Annotated in this window: 13 protein-coding genes; 6 read left to right on the top strand and 7 right to left on the bottom strand. The window is 75.2% G+C overall.

Annotated features, from left to right (window positions below; translation table 11 throughout):
- Positions 1-6: 6 nt before the first annotated feature.
- The 3 genes from WMF20_RS14350 to WMF20_RS14340 all read right to left on the bottom strand — a co-directional run bounded on the left by WMF20_RS14350 (position 7) and on the right by WMF20_RS14340 (position 2,573).
- Positions 7-204, bottom strand: a complete 198-nt coding sequence (locus tag WMF20_RS14350; protein WP_437614052.1) for a hypothetical protein — start codon at positions 202-204, stop codon at positions 7-9.
- Positions 201-1,151 carry a glycosyltransferase family 2 protein gene (locus WMF20_RS14345; RefSeq protein WP_437614050.1) on the bottom strand — a complete coding sequence of 317 codons (951 nt, stop codon included), beginning with the start codon at positions 1,149-1,151 and terminating at the stop codon, positions 201-203. The genes WMF20_RS14350 and WMF20_RS14345 overlap by 4 nt, the downstream gene beginning before the upstream one ends.
- Before the next feature lie 120 nt (positions 1,152-1,271).
- Entirely contained in the window at positions 1,272-2,573 is a 1,302-nt protein-coding gene (locus tag WMF20_RS14340) for a glycosyltransferase (RefSeq protein ID WP_437614048.1), read from the bottom strand.
- 85 nt (positions 2,574-2,658) lie between these two features.
- Here WMF20_RS14340 and WMF20_RS14335 point away from each other — a divergent pair, with 85 nt between their 5' ends.
- Together WMF20_RS14335 and WMF20_RS14330 are read left to right on the top strand one after the other, a co-directional pair.
- Positions 2,659-4,275 (top strand): lipopolysaccharide biosynthesis protein, encoded by a 1,617-nt coding sequence (locus WMF20_RS14335; RefSeq protein ID WP_437614046.1) that lies wholly within the window; start codon positions 2,659-2,661, stop codon positions 4,273-4,275.
- 258 nt (positions 4,276-4,533) lie between these two features.
- Positions 4,534-5,523: a DUF4123 domain-containing protein gene (locus tag WMF20_RS14330; protein ID WP_437614044.1), complete on the top strand. Its 990-nt coding sequence runs from the start codon at positions 4,534-4,536 to the stop codon at positions 5,521-5,523.
- Positions 5,524-5,545: 22 nt separating this feature from the next.
- Here the strand turns inward: WMF20_RS14330 and WMF20_RS14325 are convergent, their stop codons facing one another.
- The 3 genes from WMF20_RS14325 to xseA are packed head-to-tail and all read right to left on the bottom strand — an operon-like array spanning position 5,546 to position 10,417.
- Positions 5,546-7,720, bottom strand: coding sequence for an amylo-alpha-1,6-glucosidase (locus tag WMF20_RS14325; RefSeq protein WP_437614042.1), 2,175 nt, complete (start codon positions 7,718-7,720; stop codon positions 5,546-5,548).
- Positions 7,717-8,703 (bottom strand): shikimate dehydrogenase family protein, encoded by a 987-nt coding sequence (locus WMF20_RS14320; RefSeq protein WP_437614040.1) that lies wholly within the window; start codon positions 8,701-8,703, stop codon positions 7,717-7,719. The genes WMF20_RS14325 and WMF20_RS14320 overlap by 4 nt, the downstream gene beginning before the upstream one ends.
- Entirely contained in the window at positions 8,690-10,417 is a 1,728-nt protein-coding gene (xseA, locus tag WMF20_RS14315) for an exodeoxyribonuclease VII large subunit (RefSeq protein WP_129574872.1), read from the bottom strand. Before xseA ends, WMF20_RS14320 begins: the two co-directional genes overlap by 14 nt.
- 823 nt (positions 10,418-11,240) lie before the next feature.
- Here xseA and WMF20_RS14310 point away from each other — a divergent pair.
- From WMF20_RS14310 to WMF20_RS14300, 3 genes are all read left to right on the top strand, one after another.
- The gene (locus tag WMF20_RS14310; protein WP_437614037.1) at positions 11,241-12,254 is read left to right on the top strand and encodes an IMP dehydrogenase; all 1,014 of its coding nucleotides are present in this window, start codon (positions 11,241-11,243) and stop codon (positions 12,252-12,254) included.
- A gap of 193 nt (positions 12,255-12,447) precedes the next feature.
- The gene (locus WMF20_RS14305; protein ID WP_437614035.1) at positions 12,448-12,792 is read left to right on the top strand and encodes an SCP2 sterol-binding domain-containing protein; all 345 of its coding nucleotides are present in this window, start codon (positions 12,448-12,450) and stop codon (positions 12,790-12,792) included.
- A 183-nt stretch (positions 12,793-12,975) separates the two neighbouring features.
- The gene (locus tag WMF20_RS14300; protein ID WP_437614033.1) at positions 12,976-14,178 is read left to right on the top strand and encodes a CaiB/BaiF CoA transferase family protein; all 1,203 of its coding nucleotides are present in this window, start codon (positions 12,976-12,978) and stop codon (positions 14,176-14,178) included.
- Between the two features lie 99 nt (positions 14,179-14,277).
- Here the strand turns inward: WMF20_RS14300 and WMF20_RS14295 are convergent, their stop codons facing one another.
- Positions 14,278-15,849: a hypothetical protein gene (locus WMF20_RS14295; RefSeq protein WP_437614031.1), complete on the bottom strand. Its 1,572-nt coding sequence runs from the start codon at positions 15,847-15,849 to the stop codon at positions 14,278-14,280.
- A gap of 141 nt (positions 15,850-15,990) precedes the next feature.
- Here WMF20_RS14295 and WMF20_RS14290 point away from each other — a divergent pair, with 141 nt between their 5' ends.
- Positions 15,991-18,837: a protein kinase domain-containing protein gene (locus tag WMF20_RS14290; RefSeq protein ID WP_437614029.1), complete on the top strand. Its 2,847-nt coding sequence runs from the start codon at positions 15,991-15,993 to the stop codon at positions 18,835-18,837.
- Positions 18,838-18,846: the final 9 nt, after the last annotated feature.

The raw sequence follows: 18,846 nt of genomic DNA, 5'->3' as shown, positions 1-18,846 counted from the left end.
GCGGAGCTAGCCGCGCGCGTAGGCGAAGGTTCCGTCGATGTTGAGCAGCCGCGTGGCCTGGACGAGCTCGGCCACGGTCACCCCGAAGCGCTGGACGAGCCGGTCGGCGACCTCGCGGCGGAGGATGTCCCTGCGGAAGACGCGCAGCGGGCGCGGGGCGAAGTACCCCTCTCCTGCCCGCGCGACGCCGGCCTGCGCCGTCACGGCTGCCCCACCGCCCACCCCGGCAGGCGCTGGACCCCCCAGCGCACCGCCTTGAGCAGCCCGAGCGCCACCGTCTGCTCCACCGTGAGCGGGCGCTGCGGCTTCCGCCGCGCGAGGTAGTCGTCGAGGTAGCGCAGGAACTCGGGATCCGGCTCCATGCCGCCGACCTCGCGCCGGATGCGCCGGTACTTGCGCGTCTTCCAGATGAAGTTCTCCCAGCTGTCGAAGTAGTCGTGCCGCATCAGGAGATCCGGCACGTAGACGACCCGCATGTCGGGGAACGCCCTGGCGATCCGGTAGACCAGGTAGACCCCCTCGGCGCCGTAGAACTGGTCCGGGAAGCCCCCGGTCTCGAGGTAGATGCCGCGCCGGATCGCCATGTGCCCCTCGGTCGCGAGGACGTCGTCGATCATGTCGTCGCCGCGATCGTAGTGCCCCGCGAGCGTGCAGAAGTAGGGGTGCTCCTTGGGGATGATCCGGCCGCGCATCGCGGCGATGCGCGGGTCCTGGAAGACGCGGCAGACGACCTCGACGAACGTCGGCGCGATCAGGCCGTCGTCGTCGATGAAGGCGACGTGCTCGCCCCGCGCCCAGGCGATGGCCGCGTTGCGCGCGGCGTTCAGCGGGATGCCGTCGGTCAGGCGGAGCTCGACGTCGACGAGCGGCGCGGAGCGCGGCCTGAGGTGCTCGATGCCGCCGCTGTCGGCGAGCAGGATCTCGTACGGCACGTCGAGCGCCGCCGTCTGGCCGCGCGCGTGCTGGAGGCACTCGATGAGGTAGTCCTTCGCCTTGTACGAGATGATGATCAGCGTGAGCTTCGGCGACGGGACCTCGCGCCGCACGATGAGCTCCTTCACCTCGGGCGCGTACTTCGCGCGCCACGCCTCCTGGAGGGCGCGCTCGCCCTCGGGGAGCCCCGCTCGATCCTTGGGAAGATGGTCAGGCATCGCGGCTCGCATGCCACGGCGGCCGCCGCGCAGGCAAGGACGTCGAGCGGGCGCCGCGCGAGAAAGGACGGCGCGCGCGCCGCGCGCGGCCGCTGCGAGGAAACAGGGCGGCGCGCGGCGTCAACCCGCGCCGCGCGCCGCGACCTCGTCGAAGAGGCGCGCGAGCGCGCCCGCCGCTGCGCGCGCGCTCAGCCTGGCGAGCGCCGCGCCGTCGGGCTCGACGAGCGGCCGCCCGGCCGCGCGCGCGTCGACGGCGTCCTCGATGCGGCGCTCGATCCCCGCGGCGTCGCCGGCCGCGTGCGTCCAGCCGAGGCGCGTCGCCTCGAGGATGCGCGCGACCTCGGGGGACGGCGAGACCGCGAGCACCGGCGCGCGCGCGAGGAGGTAATCGTAGAGCTTGCCGGGCAGGAGGTACGGCTCGTCGCCGAAGCCGGTGAGCAGCGCGAGGTCGGCGCCCGCGACGAGGCCGAGCCCCTCGGCGTACGGCAGGACCGCGCGGTGCTCGAAGAGCCGCGACACGCCGAGCTCCTCGGCGAGGCGGAGATCGCTCCCGGCGACGCGCCCCAGGTTGAGCAGCCGGATCGCGCCCGGGCCGAGCGACCGCCGGCGCGCGACGGCCGCGAGCGCGCGGACGAACGGCGCGAGCGTGCGCTCGCTGTAGCAGTTGCCGAAGTGCACGAGCGTCACCGCCCCGTCGCGCCGCGGCGCGACCGCCGCGTCCGGATCGAAGCCGGTCCGGATCGAAACGACGCGGCGCGCGATGCCCCGCGCGGCGTACGCGTCGCGGGTCATCTCGGACGTCACCGTGAGCGCCGCGGCCGCGCCCACCGCGGCCCGCTCGACGAGCGCCACCGCGGCGCGGACCCACGCGGGCCGCGTCGCCATCACCGGACCGAACGACCACGGATCGCGGAAGTCGACGACGACCGGCCGGCCGACGGCCCTGCCGGCGAGCAGCCCCGCGAGCACCGTCTCCCAGGGCGCCCCGCTCGCGAAGATGACCTCGGCAGAGGCCTCGCGGGCGAGGCGCGCGATGCGGGCCGCGAGGGCCGGGATGCGGCCCGCGTCCGGGCCGATCACCCGGACGTAGCGGAGCTCGGCGGCGACGCGCGCGAGCCCCCGCCGGCGCGCGACCGGCAGCGGCGCCTCGGTCGGCGCCTCCACGGTGCCGTCGGAGCCGAGCGCGCGGCGCGGCATGCGCGCGAGCTCGGCGTCGGTGAGGTAGTCGCGGCGCACGTCGCACGCGGGCAGGTCGGCCTCCGCGAACGACGGATCCAGCCGCTCGCCGGGAGGCGGCCTCGCCGTGAGCACCGTCGCCGCCCAGCCGTGCTCCGGCAGAAATTTCGCGAAGCGGTACGCGCGCTTACCGCCGACGCTGAACCGCGGGGGAAAGTAGTAGCTCACGAGGAGCGCGCGCCTCATCGCCGCGCCTATATCACGGCCGAGCGGGGCCCCGCGCGGCCCCCGCGGGAGGCCGCCCCGCCCGCGCATGTGCTACCGAGCCGCCATGCGGGACGAGCAGCCCACCCCGGTCGAGCCGAGCGCGCCCCCGCGGGCGCCCGAGGCCGCGGGGACCGCGCCGGTCGTCGAAGACGCGCCGCGCCCCGATGAGGCGGCGGGCGCGTCGCTCGCCGACCGGATCGGGATGATCGTCGGCGGGCAGTTCGTGAACACGCTCATCGTCCTCGTGCAGGGCGTCGTCGTGGTGCGGCTGCTCGGCAAGTCCGAGTACGGCGCGCTCGCGTTCGCGACGATGCTGTTCATGACGGGGCGCGATCTCGCGCAGCTCTACCTGCCGGAGTCGTTCCTCTATTTCGCGCCCAAGGTGACCCGCCCCGAGCTCAGGGGGCTCGTGCGTCAGAGCCTGCTGCTCCTGCTCGGCCTCGGGGCCCTCTCCGCGCTCGCCTTCGCGGCCTTCGCCCTCGTCCCCGGCGTCTTCCTCGACGTCCGCGAGGGCGCGACGCCGCTCCTCCTGCTCATCGGCCTGATGAGCGTGATCGCCTACCCCGCGAGCGTCTTCGGCCCGCTCTTCATCGCCACGAACAACCACCGCAAGTCGGCGGGCGTCGCGCTGGTCGTCACGCTCTCGAGCGCGGCGGGCGCGATCGTCCCCGCCGCGCTCGGCTGCTCGGTGGCCTGGATCCTGGCCGCCCAGTGCGCGGCCCAGGCGCTCCGGCTCGGGCTCTCGTACCGGCTCTACGCGCGGCTGTTCCGGGACGTCGCGACGGCCCCTTTCCCCGGCGGCGTCCGGGCGCAGCTCGCCTACGCGCTCCCGCTCTCGGTGACCCGCTTCGCCAGCCTCTTCAACCAGAAGCTCGACAAGTTCGTCATCGGCCTCTTCTTCAGCGCGGGGCTCTACGCCGAGTTCGCCGTCGGCTCGCAGGAGCTGCCGCTCGTCAGCGTCCTCGCCTACTCCGTCGCCTCCACGATGCTCCCGGACCTCGTCGCCCGCGCCGAGGGCGGGCCGACGCCCGCGCAGGGCGCGCGGGCCGCGATCGCGCTGTGGCACTCGGGGATCCGCAAGACGACGCTGATCATGCTCCCGGTCGCGGCGTTCCTCCTCCTCTTCGCCGAGCCGCTCATGCGCACCGTCTACGGCGACGCCTACGCCGGCGCCGCGGTCCCGTTCCGCATCTACTCCGCGCTCCTGCCGCTGCGCGTGACGGCGTACGCCATCATCCTGATGGCGTTCGGGAGGACGTCGATGATCCTGCGGATCCAGGTGCTGTCCATGGCGTTCAACGCCGCGGCGAACCTGGTCCTCCTCCCCACGCTCGGCATGGTCGGCGCGCCGATCTCGGCCGTCCTGACCCAGGCGCTCGGGATCGTCGTCATGGTCGCGACCATCGCGCGCATCTCCGGGGTCGGCCTGCGCGGCGTCTTCCCGTGGCGCCACTACGGGCGCGTCGCGGCCACCGCGCTCGTCGCCGCGGCGCCGCTCACCGCGTTCCTGGTCACGGGCGCGGTCGACGAGCGCCCCGCGCTCTGCCTCGCGCTCGGCGCCCCGCTCTACGCGGGGCTCTACCTCGTGGCCGCGTGGGTCACCGGCGTGCTCGCCCCCGAGGACCGCGCGTTCGTCGCGCGCTGGCTCCGCCTCGAGCCGCTGCGCAGCCGCCATGGCTGACGCGCCCGCGAGCCCCGCGCCCGGGCGATCGACCTGGCCGCTCGAACCACGGTTCCCCACGTTCGCTGTCTCGGGCGGCAAACCGCGGATCCGGCCGTGGGATCCGCGCAGGCAGCCTGGAAGCGCGGGCAGCCTGGAAAGGCTGGCAGTGGTCCGATGGCCCCTCTCGTGGTTCCCGGCTTCGTGTGGATTTCCCGCCGATCGGTGTTCTAGGCTTACTCGCCGGCCTCATCGGCGCCTTGTGCGATGGAGACGACCATGAGCGAAGACCAGGCAGCCGGATTCGTCCTCCGGGTCATCTCGGGCCCCCTGGCCGGACAGACCGCGCACATCCCTGGCGACCGTCCGCTGCTCGTCGGCCGCGCGCCCGAATCGGATCTCTCGATCTCGAGCGACGGCGAGCTCTCCGCCCTGCATTTCTCGGTGGAGCAGATCGACGGCAGCTACCTGCTCCGCGACCTGGGGAGCCGCAACGGCACGCAGGTCAACCGCGAGCGCGCGCGCGAGGTGTCGCTCCGCGACGGCGACGAGATCCGCGCGGGGGCGACCCTGTTCGCGGTGGTGCGCCACGAGCCGAGCCGCCGCTATGCGCCGACCGAGCCGGCCCCGCCCTCGCGGCGGGCGCGGACCGAGCCCGTCCCGTCCTCGCGGCGGGCGCGGACCGAGCCCGTCCCGTCCTCGCGGCGGGCGCGGAGGACCGGGATCCCCGCGACGGGCTCGCCGTTCACCGCGTCGGCGCGGGCGCGGCTGCGGCAGGAGCGCTCGCCGCTCTTCGCGGTGCTCGACGCCGCCCGCGATCCGCGCATCCGGCTGCTCCTCGGCGAGGCGGGCGAGCAGACCGCCTCGCTCTACACCGGCTTCCAGGGCGAGATCCTCGCGGACGTCGGCCCCACGCTCGTGCACCTCCCGCCGGGGTCGACCCTGCTCGACGCGCTGGTCGACTGCGGCTGGGGCGACAGCTGGGGCGTCTTCCTGACGAGCAACCGCCCGTTCGGCGACGTGCGGAAGCACCTCCGCCGGTTCCTCCTGGTCGAGAGCGGCACGGGCAAGCAGCAGTACTTCCGGTTCTACGACCCGCGCGTGCTCCGCGGCTTCTTGCCCACGTGCGGTCCGCGCAAGATCGAGGCGCTGTTCGAGGAGATCGAGGCCTTCGCGATGGAGGCCGAGGATCCGGGCAAGCTGCTGCGCTTCACCGCGCAGGGCGGCAAGGCGATCCGCGAGGAGTCGGCGCTCGAGCGAGGGAGCTGAGGGCGGCGGACGCGCCGGGCGTTCAGCGCGGCGCGCCCCCGTCCTGAACGGGCAGGTCCCAGGCGATCACGCGCAGGAGCTCCGCCACGCTGAACGCTTGAGCGAAGCAGCCGCCGGGGTGGTGCGGCGCCTCCCCGGACGCGACCTCGGGCACCTGCCCGAGCGCGATCTCGTTCGCGGCGGCGGACGCCACGAGCCTGTGGAGCAGCGGGAGGACGTGCTCCCCGAGCGCGGAGGAGTGCCGGGCGGCGCGCGCGTAGAACCCGAGCAAGAACGGCCAGACCGTGCCCTGGTGATAGGCGCCGTCCCTCGCCTCGGGGCCGCCCTGGTACCGGGGCGCGTAGGCCGGATCGGCGGGCGAGAGCGTCCGCACGCCGACGGGGGTCACGAGCTCCAGGCGGGCCCGCTCGAGCAGCGCCGCGGCCTGCTCCGGCGTGAAGCAGGCGGGATCCACGGCCACGGCGATCACCGCGTTGGCGCGGATCGACGCGTCGCGGAACGCGCCCTCCCCCTCCGCGTTCTCCGAGACGACGTCGTACGGGTAGCTGGTCTCCTTGCACCAGAAGCGGGCGGCGAAGCCCCGGCGCGCCGCGCTCGCGGCCGCCTCCGCGCGCTCCGCGAGGCGATCGTCGCCGGCTGCCCGCGCGAGGCGCGCGAGCGTCTCCGAGCCCTTCGCCCACAGCGCCGTGAGCTCGACCGGGCAGCCCGCGCGCGGGGTGACCGCGCGGCCCGCGATGCGCGCGTCCATCCACGTGAGCCCGTCGATCGCACCCTCGCCGCGGCGGCCCGCGGCGAAGAGGCCGTCGGCCGTGATGTGGATGCCGTTGCGGGTCCCGCGCAGGGCGGCCTCGAAAGCGTCGCGGAGCGCGCCGAGCAGCTCGCCCGTGACGAACGGGTGCGCGTCGCCGATCGCGTCGGCGAGCAGGCGGGCGGCCTCGAACAGCCAGAGGGTTGCGTCCGCCGCGTGGAAATCCGGGGGCTCGCCCGCGTCGGGGAGCCGGTTCGGCACCAGGCCGTCCTGCATGGAGTCGATGATGGCGCGGAGGACGCGGATCGCCCCCTCGGTCTTGCGCGGCACGAGGTACAGGCCGGGCAGGGAGATGAGCGCGTCGCGGCCCCACACCTCGAACCACGGGTAGCCCGCGATGACGCTGGGCCTCGCGGCCGCGTCGGCGCGGAACGCCTCGGCCGCGATGCAGAGCCGCCGCTCCAGGAGCGGCCGCCGGGGCCCCGGGTCCTCGGCGCGGATCGCCGCGCTCGCCGCGGCGAGTAGGTTCTCCGGCTCGTCCTCGGGGAGCGCGCCCACCGCCACGAGCAGGTGGACGGGCTCGGGGCCGATCACCGTCTCGAAGTGGCCCGGCGTCCAGAGATCCTCGAGGAAGTCGAGGCCGCGATCCTGCTCGCCGAGGTACTCGAAGCGGCGCCACCAGTCCTGCGAGCCGACGAACGTGCCCTGGTAGCGGAAGCAGATCCGCGGCAGCGCGCGGTTCGGCTGCACCCGGACCTCGCCGATCGAGGGGCTCGGTCGCCCCGAGCCGGCCTCGGCGCGCGCGGCGCCGGCGCGCAGCTCGACCTTCTGGGAGATGCCGCCGTTCTCGCGGAGCAGCTGGTGCATGTGGCGCGCGGCGAGGAGCGGGCGCAGCGTCAGCATCACCGGATCCGCCCCGCTCCAGGCGTAGCGCAGGACGGCGGCGTTCTCGCCGCGCACGAGGCCGAGCGTCACCTCGAGCTCGCCGCCCGGGAGGGCGTACGCCCAGCGCGGGAGCGGATCCTGATCGAAGCGCTCGAGGTAGAACGAGCCGTTCTCCGGGTCGATGCCCGGGAACTGGTGCTTGGAGAGGTCCCACCGCGGCCACGCCGCCCGGCGCTCGGTCGGCGCGCCCTGCTGCCGGATCGGGCGGACGCTGGCGTCGACGTGCGAGAGCATCACGTGCCGGCGCCGCGGCGGGTCGAGCGCCGCGACGAGCAGCCCGTGGTAGCGGCGCGTGTGCATGCCGGCGATCGTCGAGCTCGCGTAGGCGCCCGCGCCGTTCGTGTGCAGCCACTCCTTGCGCGCGATCGAGAGCTGGCCGCGCACCTCGACGTGGGGCCAGGGCGACGCGTGCTCCAGCGCGGCGCCCTGGGCGCGCGACGCCGCGGGCGCGGGCGAGAAGGCTTCGTGAGGCGGAGCGTACCTCCGGGATCCGTCAGAGCTCATCGACCGCCGGTGGCCTTCCTGAGCGAGTCCTCGGCGGCGGCGCGCATCACCTCGACCGGCGCCGGGAGGCCGGTCCAGAGCGTGAAGGACTGCGCCGCCTGGCCGACCAGCATGCCGAGCCCGTCGGACGCGCGGAGCCCTCGCTCGCGCGCCATGCGGAGGAACGGCGTCACCGGCGGGTTGTAGACCACGTCGTAGAGGCAGGCGCTCGGCGAGAGCGAGTCCCACGGGATGATGCGGGTGACCTCCTCGCCCGGCGGCCCCCCGAGCATGCCGGCGCTCGTGGCCTGGATGATCAGGTCGGCGGCGACGGCGAACTCGCTCCAGTTGAGCCGCAGCGCCACCGAGGACTTGCTGCTGATCGACCGCTCGGTCGGGATCGGCCAGGGCGCCGTGAGCGCGCCGAGCTCGGACGCGCGCTGCCCCGCGGGCGACTCCAGCATCGCCTCGGTGCTCGTCCACGACCGGGTGGTCACGCTGATGAGGTGGTAGCCGAGCATCTTGCAGGCGGCGATCGCCGCGAACGCCGCGCCGCCCGCCCCGATGATCAGCGCGCGCTGGCGCGGGCTCGAGGGCGCGCCGCCCCGCCCCGCCGGATCGTCGCCCTGGGGCGGGGCGGATCGCAGGAGCAGGTCGAGCTCGTCGCGGAGCGCGATCACGTCGGTGTTGTGCGCGGTCACGCGCCGCGGCTCGGCCGCGCAGAGGACGTTCGCGACGCCGACGTCGACCGCGCTCGAGTCCACGTCGTCGACCATCGACATGATCGCGCGCTTGTGCGGGATGGTGACGTTCGCGCCCGCGATGAGGCCGCTCCGGATGTCGCTGACGAAGCGCGCGAGCTCCGCGCCGGTGGGCACGTCGAACGCGCTGTAGATGTGGGGCAGCTGGTGGGCCCGAAACGCGGCCGAGTGCATGGCCGGCGAGACCGAGTGGCCCACCGGGTGCCCGACCAGACCGAACATTCGCCGCTCAGGGTTCGACATGACGCCTCTCCTCCGGGCCGGCCTCCGCTCCGCCCTGCCCCGCCGAGACCTGGCCCGAGGCGCCCGCGCGACCGAAGGCCGGGGCGCGCTCGTCGGCCGCGAAGCCGAGCCCGAGCTGCTCGCACGCGGGCGCGCCGGGCTGCGCCCTGCGCCTCGTCGCGCGGCCGGCCGCCGGGGCGCGCGGCCCGCCGCTCTGGCGCGCGGGCGGGGCGGGCGCCGCCGCCTCGGCCGGCGCGGGCGCCGCGGGCGCCGCGGGCGCGCCGCGCTCGACGAGCGGCTCGTCCGGCCCCGCGGTGGCCACGACCCGCGCGAGCAGCGCGCCGTGGTGGACGCGCACCGTGATGGGATCGCCCGGCGCGACCTCGCGGTGATCGCGGACCGCGCGGCCCGACGGGTCGGTCGCGATGGCGTAGCCGCGCGCGAGCACGCGGAGCGGCGACATCGCCTCGAGCCGGGCGACGTCGCTCGCGAAGCCCTCCCGGAGCAGGGCGACGTGGCGGCGCGCGGCGGCGGCGAGGCGCACCGACAGCGGCCTGAGCGCGCCGCGCGCGCCGGCGAGCACCGCGCGCGGGTGGCGCGCGGCGAGCCTGCGCTCGAGGCGCTGGAGCCCGGCGCGGTCCTCCACGACGATCCGCTCCATCCGGCGCCGGAGCCTCGCGACGGCGTCGTCGATCCGCTGCTGCGGCTCGGCCAGGATCTGCGCGGGCGAGCCGAGCCGGGCGCGCTGCCGGTCGACGTCGGCCCGCGCGGCCCTGAGCCGGTGGGCGATCGCGCGGCGCATGCGGGCCTCGAGGTGCTCCAGCGCCGCGCGGCGCGCGGCCGCGTCCGCGACGAGCATCTCCGCCGCCTGCGACGGGGTCGCGGCGCGCGCGTCGGCGGCGAGGTCGGTCAGCGCGACGTCGATCTCGTGCCCGACCGCGCTCACGATCGGCACGCGCGCGGCCGCCACCTTCCGGACGACGATCTCCTCGTTGAACGCGCTGAGGTCGTCGGCGGAGCCGCCCCCGCGCCCCACGATGATCACCTCGATGCCCGGGAACTCCTCGAGCAGCGCGATCGCGCGGACGATCCGCTGCCCCGCGCCGGCGCCCTGCACCGGCGTGCGCGCGAGGATCAGCCGGGCGGCGCCGCGGCGGAACGCGACGGTCACGATGTCGTGGATCGCCGCCCCGTCGCCGCTCGTGACGACGCCGATGATCTGCGGATCGACCGGCAGCTTGCGCTTGCGCTCCGGCGCGAAGAGCCCCTCGGCGGCGAGCTTCTCCTTGAGGCGGAAGAGCGCCTCGAGGAGCGCGCCGCGGCCGGCGAGGCGCGCGTCGTCCGCGCAGAACTGGAGCCGGCCGCGCGGCACGTAGACCGTGGCGCGGCCGGTGAGCACGACGCGGGCGCCGTCGGCGAGCAGCTTGCGCGCGCGCGGCGCGGCGGTCCGGTACATCACGCAGTCGATCGCCGCCTCCTCGCTCTCGTCCTTGAGCGTGAAGTAGGCGTGGCCGCTGCCCACGACGCGCAGGCCCGAGATCTCGCCCTCGACGCGCACGTCGGCCGTCGAGCCCTCGAGGATCCGCTTCAGCCGGCGATCCAGCTCCGCGACCGAGACCACCTCCGGCTCGGCGCCCCTCTGCCGGCGCGAGGGCGGCGGGCTCGTGAGCTCGCGAGGCTCGGCGGCGGGAGGGGCCGCAAACGAGAGCTCGGGCGGGATATCGCGGCGCTGCACAGGGCAGACCTACCCTTTTGCTCGGCCTGGGGAAAGACTCTCGCGGGCCTGATCCCGCGTCGGGCCGCGACGAAGAACGCGCGGCTCCAGGTGGAGCACCCCATCGCCGAGTGGACGACCGGCGCCTGGATCGCGCGGCGTCGTCGCGCGCCCACGGCCGGCTGCTGCCGAGCACGCCGTCGCGGGCATCCGGGCGAGCCTCTTCTTTGACGGGATCTCCTCTCGCACCCCGAGTTCCAGGCCGGTCGCCGGCGACACGGGCTCCGCCGGCGAGCCCCCGCGGAGCGCTGCGGCGAGCCCCGCGGAGCGCTGCGGGGACCACACCGCGGTACCGTGAGGACGAGGCCTCGCTCGTCGCCGCGCTCGCCGTCGGGGCTGCAGGCCGAGCCGCCGCCTGCTCGCCAAGCGGCCCTCGATCCGGCTTCACCGCGACGCTCGCGGCGGGTCGTCCATCACGTTCAGGCGAAGCCTGCGCGGGAGCCCTGCGATGCCTCCGGGCCGTCAGGCGGCGCCGGGGCCCTGCGACCGGAGCGCAGCCTGCAGCGCCTTCCCGCGCCGCCCCGAGGTGGTGGCTCCGGCCAACGCGCCGCCTACGCGGCGCGTCGCCCCAAAGTCTCTCTCGCTCCGGCCCCGCTCGATGCTATCCTACCGCCGAACTTTCGGCTGGGGTGGAGGTGCGATGGGACGCGAGGCGAAGGGCCAGAAGGACCCTCTTGGGTCCGTCGCCACGCTCCCACCGATCGAGGCCCGCGCGCAAGAGCCTCCGCCTGCGACAGGCTGGCCGGCCGCTCCGCTCGCCGGACAGCCGGCGAGCGACGAGGCCGTGACGCCTCCCCCCGAGACGCGGTGGTTCGACGCCACCGCTCCCGACCTCTCGCCGGCGCGGGGAGCAGGCGCTCGACGGCTCTGGTCGATCCCGCTCCTCGTGGCCGCGCTCGTGCTGGTCGCGACCGCGCGCAGCGTGACGGTCCGCGTGCTCTTGCCGGTCGCGCTCGTCGCGGCGGCGGGGGCGCTGCTCGCGCGGGGGCGGCGGCACCTCCTGCCGGCAACGCAGGCGAGCCGGCGCGGGCTGAGCCTCGACGGCGATCGGCTGCTCCTCCGGGGCAAGGGCAGCGCCGGGGAGCACGTGCTGCTCACGACCCGCGAGCGGTTCGGCGTGACGCTCCTCGCGACGCCGCGCCGCGATCGCATCGTCGCCCTGCTCACCTCCAGCGCCGGGATGTCCTCCGTCGGGGCCAGCTTCGACGGCCCCGCGCGCCGCGCCTTCGCCGCGCTGCTCGACCGCGCGTCCGTCGTGGGCTCCGACGAGGTCGGGCTCGAGGCGATCGGCCCGGACGGCGAGCCGATCTCGCTCGGCCCCGCGGTGCTCGCCGCGCTGCTCGAGGAGCTCACGCAGCGCTCGCCCGGGTGCCTCGATCGCTTCCTCCTGACCGACGCGCGGGGCGCGACGCTCAGCCTCGACAGCCGGGAGCTCCGCGCCGGCGGCCGCGTCTTCGATCTGACCGCGCCGCTCGAGTGGCGCGCGTTCGTCTTCCAGGAGGCGCTCGGCCAGGCGGTCGCGGTGTACCAGGGGACGTGGGTGCGCCAGGGCACGAGCGAGATCTTCCTCGTCTGCCTGCTCCCTGCGATGACGCCGGCGCTCGACGGGCTGGGCGCGTCGGTCGGCCCGCTCGATCGCGGCGCGCTCCGCGATCTCCGGCTGATGCAGGGCACCCCGGAGAGCCCGCCGCCCGCCGAGCAGCGCGTCGCCATCGATCGCCTGCTGATGGTCCCGATCCGCTCCGCGCTGGACAAAGCGCCCCGGCCCGCCGCGCAGACGTACCGCGCGCGCGCATGAGAGCGGCGCCAGGCGCGCCCTGACGGCGCGTACGGCGCGATGGACACGGCGTACGTGCCGCGTCCCAACGTCCCGATGCGAGCGCGCCAGAGCGTCGGCCTTCGCTTGACGCGCGCGTGCGAGCACGGGTAAACCGCGCACGGTACCCAGGCGTTCAAGTCACCACGTCCCCTACGAGATCCGGAGGCGATCCATGGCCGTCGATATCCAGAGACTGTTCAACGAAGAGCTCCCTGCTGCCCTGGCGAAGCATTCCGACACGGCCAAGCAGATCGGCGGGAAGTACCAGATCAACGTGACCGGCGAGGGCGGCGGCGAGTGGCTGATCGACCTGTCCGACACCGGGCCGAAGCTCGCTTCGGGCAACCCGGGCGGCGCGGACGTCACGATCTCGCTCACCAGCGAGGACTTCCAGAAGCTGTACGAGAACCCGCAGGCCAACTCGATGCAGCTCTACTTCGCGGGCAAGCTGAAGGTCGCGGGCAACCAGATGCTCGCGATGAAGCTCCCGAAGCTCTTCCAGCTCAGCGCCGGCTGATCCCGGCGCCGGAGGCGCCCCGACTCCCCGGCGCCGGCGACGAGCCTCTCTTGGATCGCAGCCCCCTGCGATCACCTCCCCGATCTCTCGGAGCCCGCTTCAACGCCGCGCGCGGGCGCGACGGCGTCCGTTCTCTTCCCCCTCGATCCTCGACCCCTCTCGCGCCACGACAGGGAGGCCTCCATGCGCCCGCTCACCGATACGCGCATCCTCGATCTCTCGAGGCTCCTGCCGGGCCCCTTCGCGACCCTGGTGCTGGCGGATCTCGGCGCGACGGTGGACAAGATCGAGGACGTCGCCGGCGGCGACCTCCTGCGGCAGCTCCCCCCGCAGATCGCCGGTGAATCCGCGGCGTTCCAGCTCTTGAACCGCGGCAAGCGCAGCGCCCTGCTCGATCTGAAGAGGCCCGAGGGGCGCGACGCCTTCCGCCGGCTCGCCGCGACGTACGACGTGCTCTTCGATCAGTTCCGCCCGGGCGTGCTCGATCGGCTCGGGCTCGGCCACGCGGCGCTCCGCGCGGACAACCCGCGGCTCATCGTCTGCGCGCTGACCGGCTACGGCCAGACCGGCAGCCTGTCGGCGCGCGCGGGGCACGATCTGAACTACGTCGCGCGGGCGGGCGTCCTCGGCGCCCAGGGGCCCGCCGACGGCCCGCCGCAGGTGCCGGGCTTCCAGGTCGCCGACATGAGCGGCGGGATGTGGTGCGCGATCGCCATCCTCGCGGCGCTGCGCGAGCGCGACCGGACCGGGCGGGGCACGGTGCTGGACATCGCCATGACCGACGGCGCGCTCGGCTTCGCCCTCCCCACGCTCGCCGCGGCGCTCGCGGGCGGCGAGCCGGCGCTCCGCGGGCAGGACGCGGCGGAGCGCGCGCGCGCAGCGGGCGACGAGCCGCTCACCGGGGGGCTCGCGCCGTACAACACCTACCTCTCCAAGGACGGTCACGCGATGGCGCTCGCCGCGCTGGAGCCGAAGTTCTGGCGCGCGTTCTGCGAGGGCGCAGGGCTCGAGCCCGATCCGAGCGCGCTCGTCCCCGGACCGCACCAGGACGGGCTCAAGCGCGAGCTCGCCGCGGTCTTCCGGCAGCGGACGCGCGCGGAGTGGGAGGCGCTCGCCGCCGAGCGCGACTGCTGCCTCGAGCCGGTGCTCGATCCGCGGCGCGCCCCGTCCGATCCCCACCTCGCGTCGCGCGATCTCCTGTTCGAGATCGCCTCGCCGCGCGGCCCTGTCCCCCAGCTCAGGACGCCCGTCACACCGGCGGGCGCCGCGTTCGCGCCGGCGCCTCGCGCCGGGGAGCACACGCGCGCCGTGCTGCGCGACGCGGGCTTCTCGGACGGGGAGATCGACGCGCTGGTCCGCGCCGGCGCGGCGCGCGAGGCGGGCTGAGGATCGCGCCGCTCGGGGCGCAGTGAAGATCGCGGCGCGCGGCTCGGTGAAGGTGCGGCGCGCGGCGCGGCGAACATCGCGCGGCGCGCCTCCCTCGCGTCAGATCTTCTTCAGCTCGTCCACGAACTCCCAGTCGGCGATGAGGTGCTTCTTCAGCAGCAGCGACAGGAGCGCGGCGAACATCGCCTCCCAGCGCACGTTGTTGCCGAGGATCTCGCTCGCGTCGGCGCCGTGCGAGACGGCGCGGAGCGCGGAGACGAGATCGCGCGCCGTGAGGCCCGGATCGTCCGCGGCGGGCGCGGGCGGCGGCTCGGACTGGGCCGCCGCCCGCGCCGGGGCTGGCTGCCGCTGCTGGGCCTTGGTCCCGCGCGCGGGGAGCGTGATCGTCGTCCCGTCGAGGAGCGTGAGCGACACCATCCGCCGGCGACCGCGGCCCTGCGGCGCGGGGATGTTGCGCACCTCGCGCTCGCTCGGGGGCTCGTCGCCGTGGTCCGGGGCGCTCTCCGCGGCGGTGCGCGCGGCGCTCTCCGCGGCGGTGCGCGCGGCGCTCTCCGCGGCGGTGCGCGCGGCGGCGCTCTCCGCGGCGGTGCGCGCGGCGCTGGCGCGCCCGAGCACGGCGCCGAGGAGCGCGGCGGCCGGCGTGCTCGACGTGGGCGGCGCCTCCGTGCTCGGCGCGGCCTCGCTGGCGGGCGGCGTCAGCGGCCCCGGCGCCGAGCTCGGGCGCAGCGTCTTCCGGCGCTCCGACGGCGCGGCCTGCGCCGGCTGCGCCGGCTGCGCCGGCTGCGCGGATTGCGCGGCCTGCGCCGCCGCGAGCAGCTCGGGCGACGGCGCGACCTTCAGCGTCGGCCGCGAGCGCTGCTCGTCAGGACGGCCGCGGATCTGCCGCTCCTCCGGCCGCCCGCGGGCCTCCCGCTCCGCCGGCCGCGCCGCGGGGCGAGGCGGCTCCCAGGCGAGCTCGTCGTCGATGGCGCCCATGTCGCTGGCGTCGACCTCGGAGGTCTCGATCGCCGGCACCGCGTCGTCGACCAGCCGCGCCCCGGAGCGGAGCGCGGGCCTCGTCAGCAGCAAGGGCTCCGGCGTCGACGAGACCTCCTCCGAGTGCCTGGCGGTCTCCGGCGCGCCGAGCTCGGAGGACGGCGGCGGATCGACCGGGCGCGCCCGCGACGGCGGCTCGTTCGCCTGGGCCCGCTGCGCGGGCGCCGGCGGCGGCGCGGAGCGAGCGCGCGCCCCGTAATAGACCCGGATCGCGTTCCGGATGTCGCTCGGCGGAGCGATCATCGCGCGCACGGGCAGGCCCGAGAACGCCATGCACTCCTTCATGCCGTCCTCGTTCGTCGGATCGTCCATCGCGACGTAGAGCGTCTCGCCCTGGTTGCGGACGTGGCGCACGTAGATCGGGACGAGGCAGTAACGCTCGGCCACGTCGTGCGGGACGAGGTTGAGCAGCTGCCGCGAGAACTCGATGTGCAGCAGCGACACCCAGGGAACAGCGAGCTGGTGCGATAGGATCTGCGTCAGCTGGGTTTCGTTGATGAGACCTTGCTCGACGAGGAGCGTCCCCAACCGCCGGCCGTCCGTGCGCTGCAGCTCCAGGGTCCTCTCGAGGGCGTCCTGGGTGATCATCCGCGCGTCGACCAGGAGCTGACCGAGACGTAGGCGAGGCGTAACCATCGCGCCCGAGGTTACCCCAAGTGGGATCCAGGACCTAACAGACGGCAGGACGAGCCCCCCCGCCCCCCTCCGGGCGAGGCCCCGGGGCCCCAGGGAGACCTCGACTCCAATCGCTATCCCGAACGTGGTAAGGTCCCGCGCGTGTCCACAGTGGTCTGCCCGCAATGCGCGAATCCGTGCGAGCAGGCGCACAAATTCTGCCCGGTGTGCGGTTTCCCCATCTCGGAGTTCAACCGGACCTCCGACGACCCGCTGATCGGCACGACGCTCCCGGGCAACTACGTGATCCTGGAGCTCGTCGGCGTGGGCGGCATGGGCCGCGTGTACAGGGCCGAGCAGAAGGCCCTGGGGCGCACCGTCGCCGTCAAGATCATCCACCCCCACCTCCTCGGGGACGAGAGCGCGTCGGTCCGGTTCATCACCGAGGCGCGCGCCGCGAGCCGCCTCAACCACCCGAACTCGGTCGGGGTCATCGACTTCGGTAAGAACGGCGGGCAGCTCTACCTCGTGATGGAGTTCCTGCGCGGGCGCGACCTCGCCCGCGTCGTCTACGAGGACGGCCCGCTCCCCTTCCGCCGCATCGTCGACATCCTCTGCCAGGTGCTCGCGGCGCTCGCCGAGGCGCACCACCTCGGCATCATCCACCGCGATCTCAAGCCCGAGAACATCGTGCTCGAGCCGATGCGCTCGGGCGGCGACTTCGTGAAGGTCGTCGACTTCGGCCTCGCGAAGATGAAGGCGGAGGTCGCGACGACGAACATCACGAGCCCCGGCATCGTCTGCGGGACCCCGGACTACATGGCCCCCGAGCAGGGGCGCGGCGATCCGATCGACGCCCGGAGCGACCTCTACGCGTGCGGCGTCATCCTGTTCCAGCTGCTCACCGGCCGGCTCCCCTTCGAGGCCGAGTCGCCGACGCAGGTCGTGCTGATGCACCTCTCCTTGCCGCCGCCCGACCCCGCCCTGGTCGCGCCGGAGCGCGAGATCCCCGAGCCGCTCGTCGAGGTCACCCTGCGCGCGCTCGAGAAGGAGGCGGCGCGGCGCTACCAGACCGCCGACGAGTTCTCGGCGGCGCTGCGCGCGGCGGTCGGGACGTTCGACACGCCCTCCGGCCGCTTCTCGTTCGCCGAGGCGACGGTCATCTGCGCCTCGTGCCGCGCCATCGTGCCGCGGGGCCAGAAGTTCTGCGGCGAGTGCGGCGCCAGGATCGCGCAGGCGCAGGCGCACTCGCCCGCTCCGGCGCCGCGCGCCGCGCCCCAGGCAGCGCGGCGCGATCGCTCGTCGGCGGCGCCCCCGCTCCCGCTGCCGTTCGCGGCGCGCGAGGAGGATCTCGCGTGGCTCGACGCCTGCCTCGCCGACGTCGAGGGCTCGGTCGTCGCCGCGCGCATCGTCGGCGAGCACGGCGTCGGCAAGACCCGGCTCCTCCGCGAGTTCCTCGACGTCGCCGCGAGCCGGGGCGACATCGTGATCCAGACCGGCCCGGACCCGTGGGGCGCCGAGGTCGGCTACTACGCGCTCCGCTGGGCGATCGCCGGGCTCGCCGAGCTCCCGCACGACGGCGGCAACGCGTCGAACTGGAACGGCGCGACGCCGGAGGCGCGGCGCGGGCTGCTCGAGATCTTCGGCAAGGGCGACCGCGCGGCCGACGTGCGCAGGCACGCCTGGAACAAGCCGGCCGCGGGCGGCCTGTCGCCCGACGATCGGCGCTTCATCGCCGCGGAGGCGCTGCGCTGGGCGCTCTCGCGCGCGCAGCAGTCCGCCTTCCCGCACCGCGTCCTGCTCGCGATCGACGACCTGCACGCCGTCGACGGCGCGAGCCGGAACGCGTTCGCCGACGTGATCGCGGAGCCGCCGCTCGCGGCGCTGCTCATCGTCGCGAGCCACACGCCCGGCTTCGAGCCGGGGTGGGGCGGGGCCGTGCGCGCGCTCGGCGGCCTGCCGAAGGACATCGCGCTCTCGCTCCTCCGGAGCAGCGTGAGCCTCGATCACCGCGCCGCCCGCAAGACGCCGCAGAGCACGGGCGGGGCGCGGCCGTCGCCGCGGCGCGATCCTTCGGACGGCGCCACCGCCGATCACGTCGCGCTGGGCCTGCCGCCGAGCGCGGCGACCCCGGCCGGCCTCGGCGGCGACGCCGCGACGGTGCCGCCGCTCTACATCGATCAGCTGGTCCGCTACACCCTCGAGGGCGGCAGCGATCCGCCCGCGCGCATGGCCGACCTCGTCGCCGCGCGCATCGAGCGGCTGCCGCAGGACGCGCGCCGCACGCTGCAGGCGCTCGCCGTCATCGGGGACGCGGCGGACCGGGCCACGTTGCAGCGCCTCTTGCCGGACATCCGCGCCTTCGACGAGCTGCTCAACAAGCTCGCGGCGGCGGGCATGATCGAGGAGCACTCGAGCGGCATCCGCACCGCGCACCCGCTGCTCCGCGACGTGACGCTCGCGACGATCCCGGCCGGCGTCCGGCGCGATCTGCACGCCAAGGCGACGTTCGACAGCGCGGGCGATCCGCTCGCGCTGCCGCTCGAGGTGCAGGCGATCCACGCCTACCACGCGCAGAACGCGTTCGTCGCGCTGATGCTGCTCGAGCAGGCGGCGGATCGGTCGGCCGCGCGCGGGGACACGGCCGGCAGCGTGCTCGCGCTGCGCCGCGGCCTCGACCTGGCGCGGCGCGAGATCTTCCGGGGCGAGCTCGACGATCCGGTGCGCGCCGTCCTCATCTTCAGCCGCAAGCTGGGCGAGGCGCTCGCCCGCGCCGGCGATCTCACCGACGCCGACGGCGTGCTGCGCGAGGCGCTCGACCTCGCCGGCCCCGGCGGCCCCGACCGCGCGCTCGTCCTGGGCGCGCTCGCGCACGTGGCGCACCAGCGCGAGCGCACCAGCGAGGCGTCGATGTACCTCCGCGAGGCGATGGACCTCGCCCGGCAGGGCGCCGACAGCGACGTGGTGCAGTCGCTCGACAAGATGCGGCGCGAGTGGATGGCGCGCTGAGCGAGAGAC

Origin of the sequence: Sorangium sp. So ce834, from assembly GCF_051521425.1 — a bacterium.
Taxonomy (GTDB): Bacteria; Myxococcota_A; Polyangia; order Polyangiales; family Polyangiaceae; genus Sorangium; species Sorangium cellulosum_D.
This window is presented reverse-complemented; position numbering and strand designations above follow the sequence as displayed.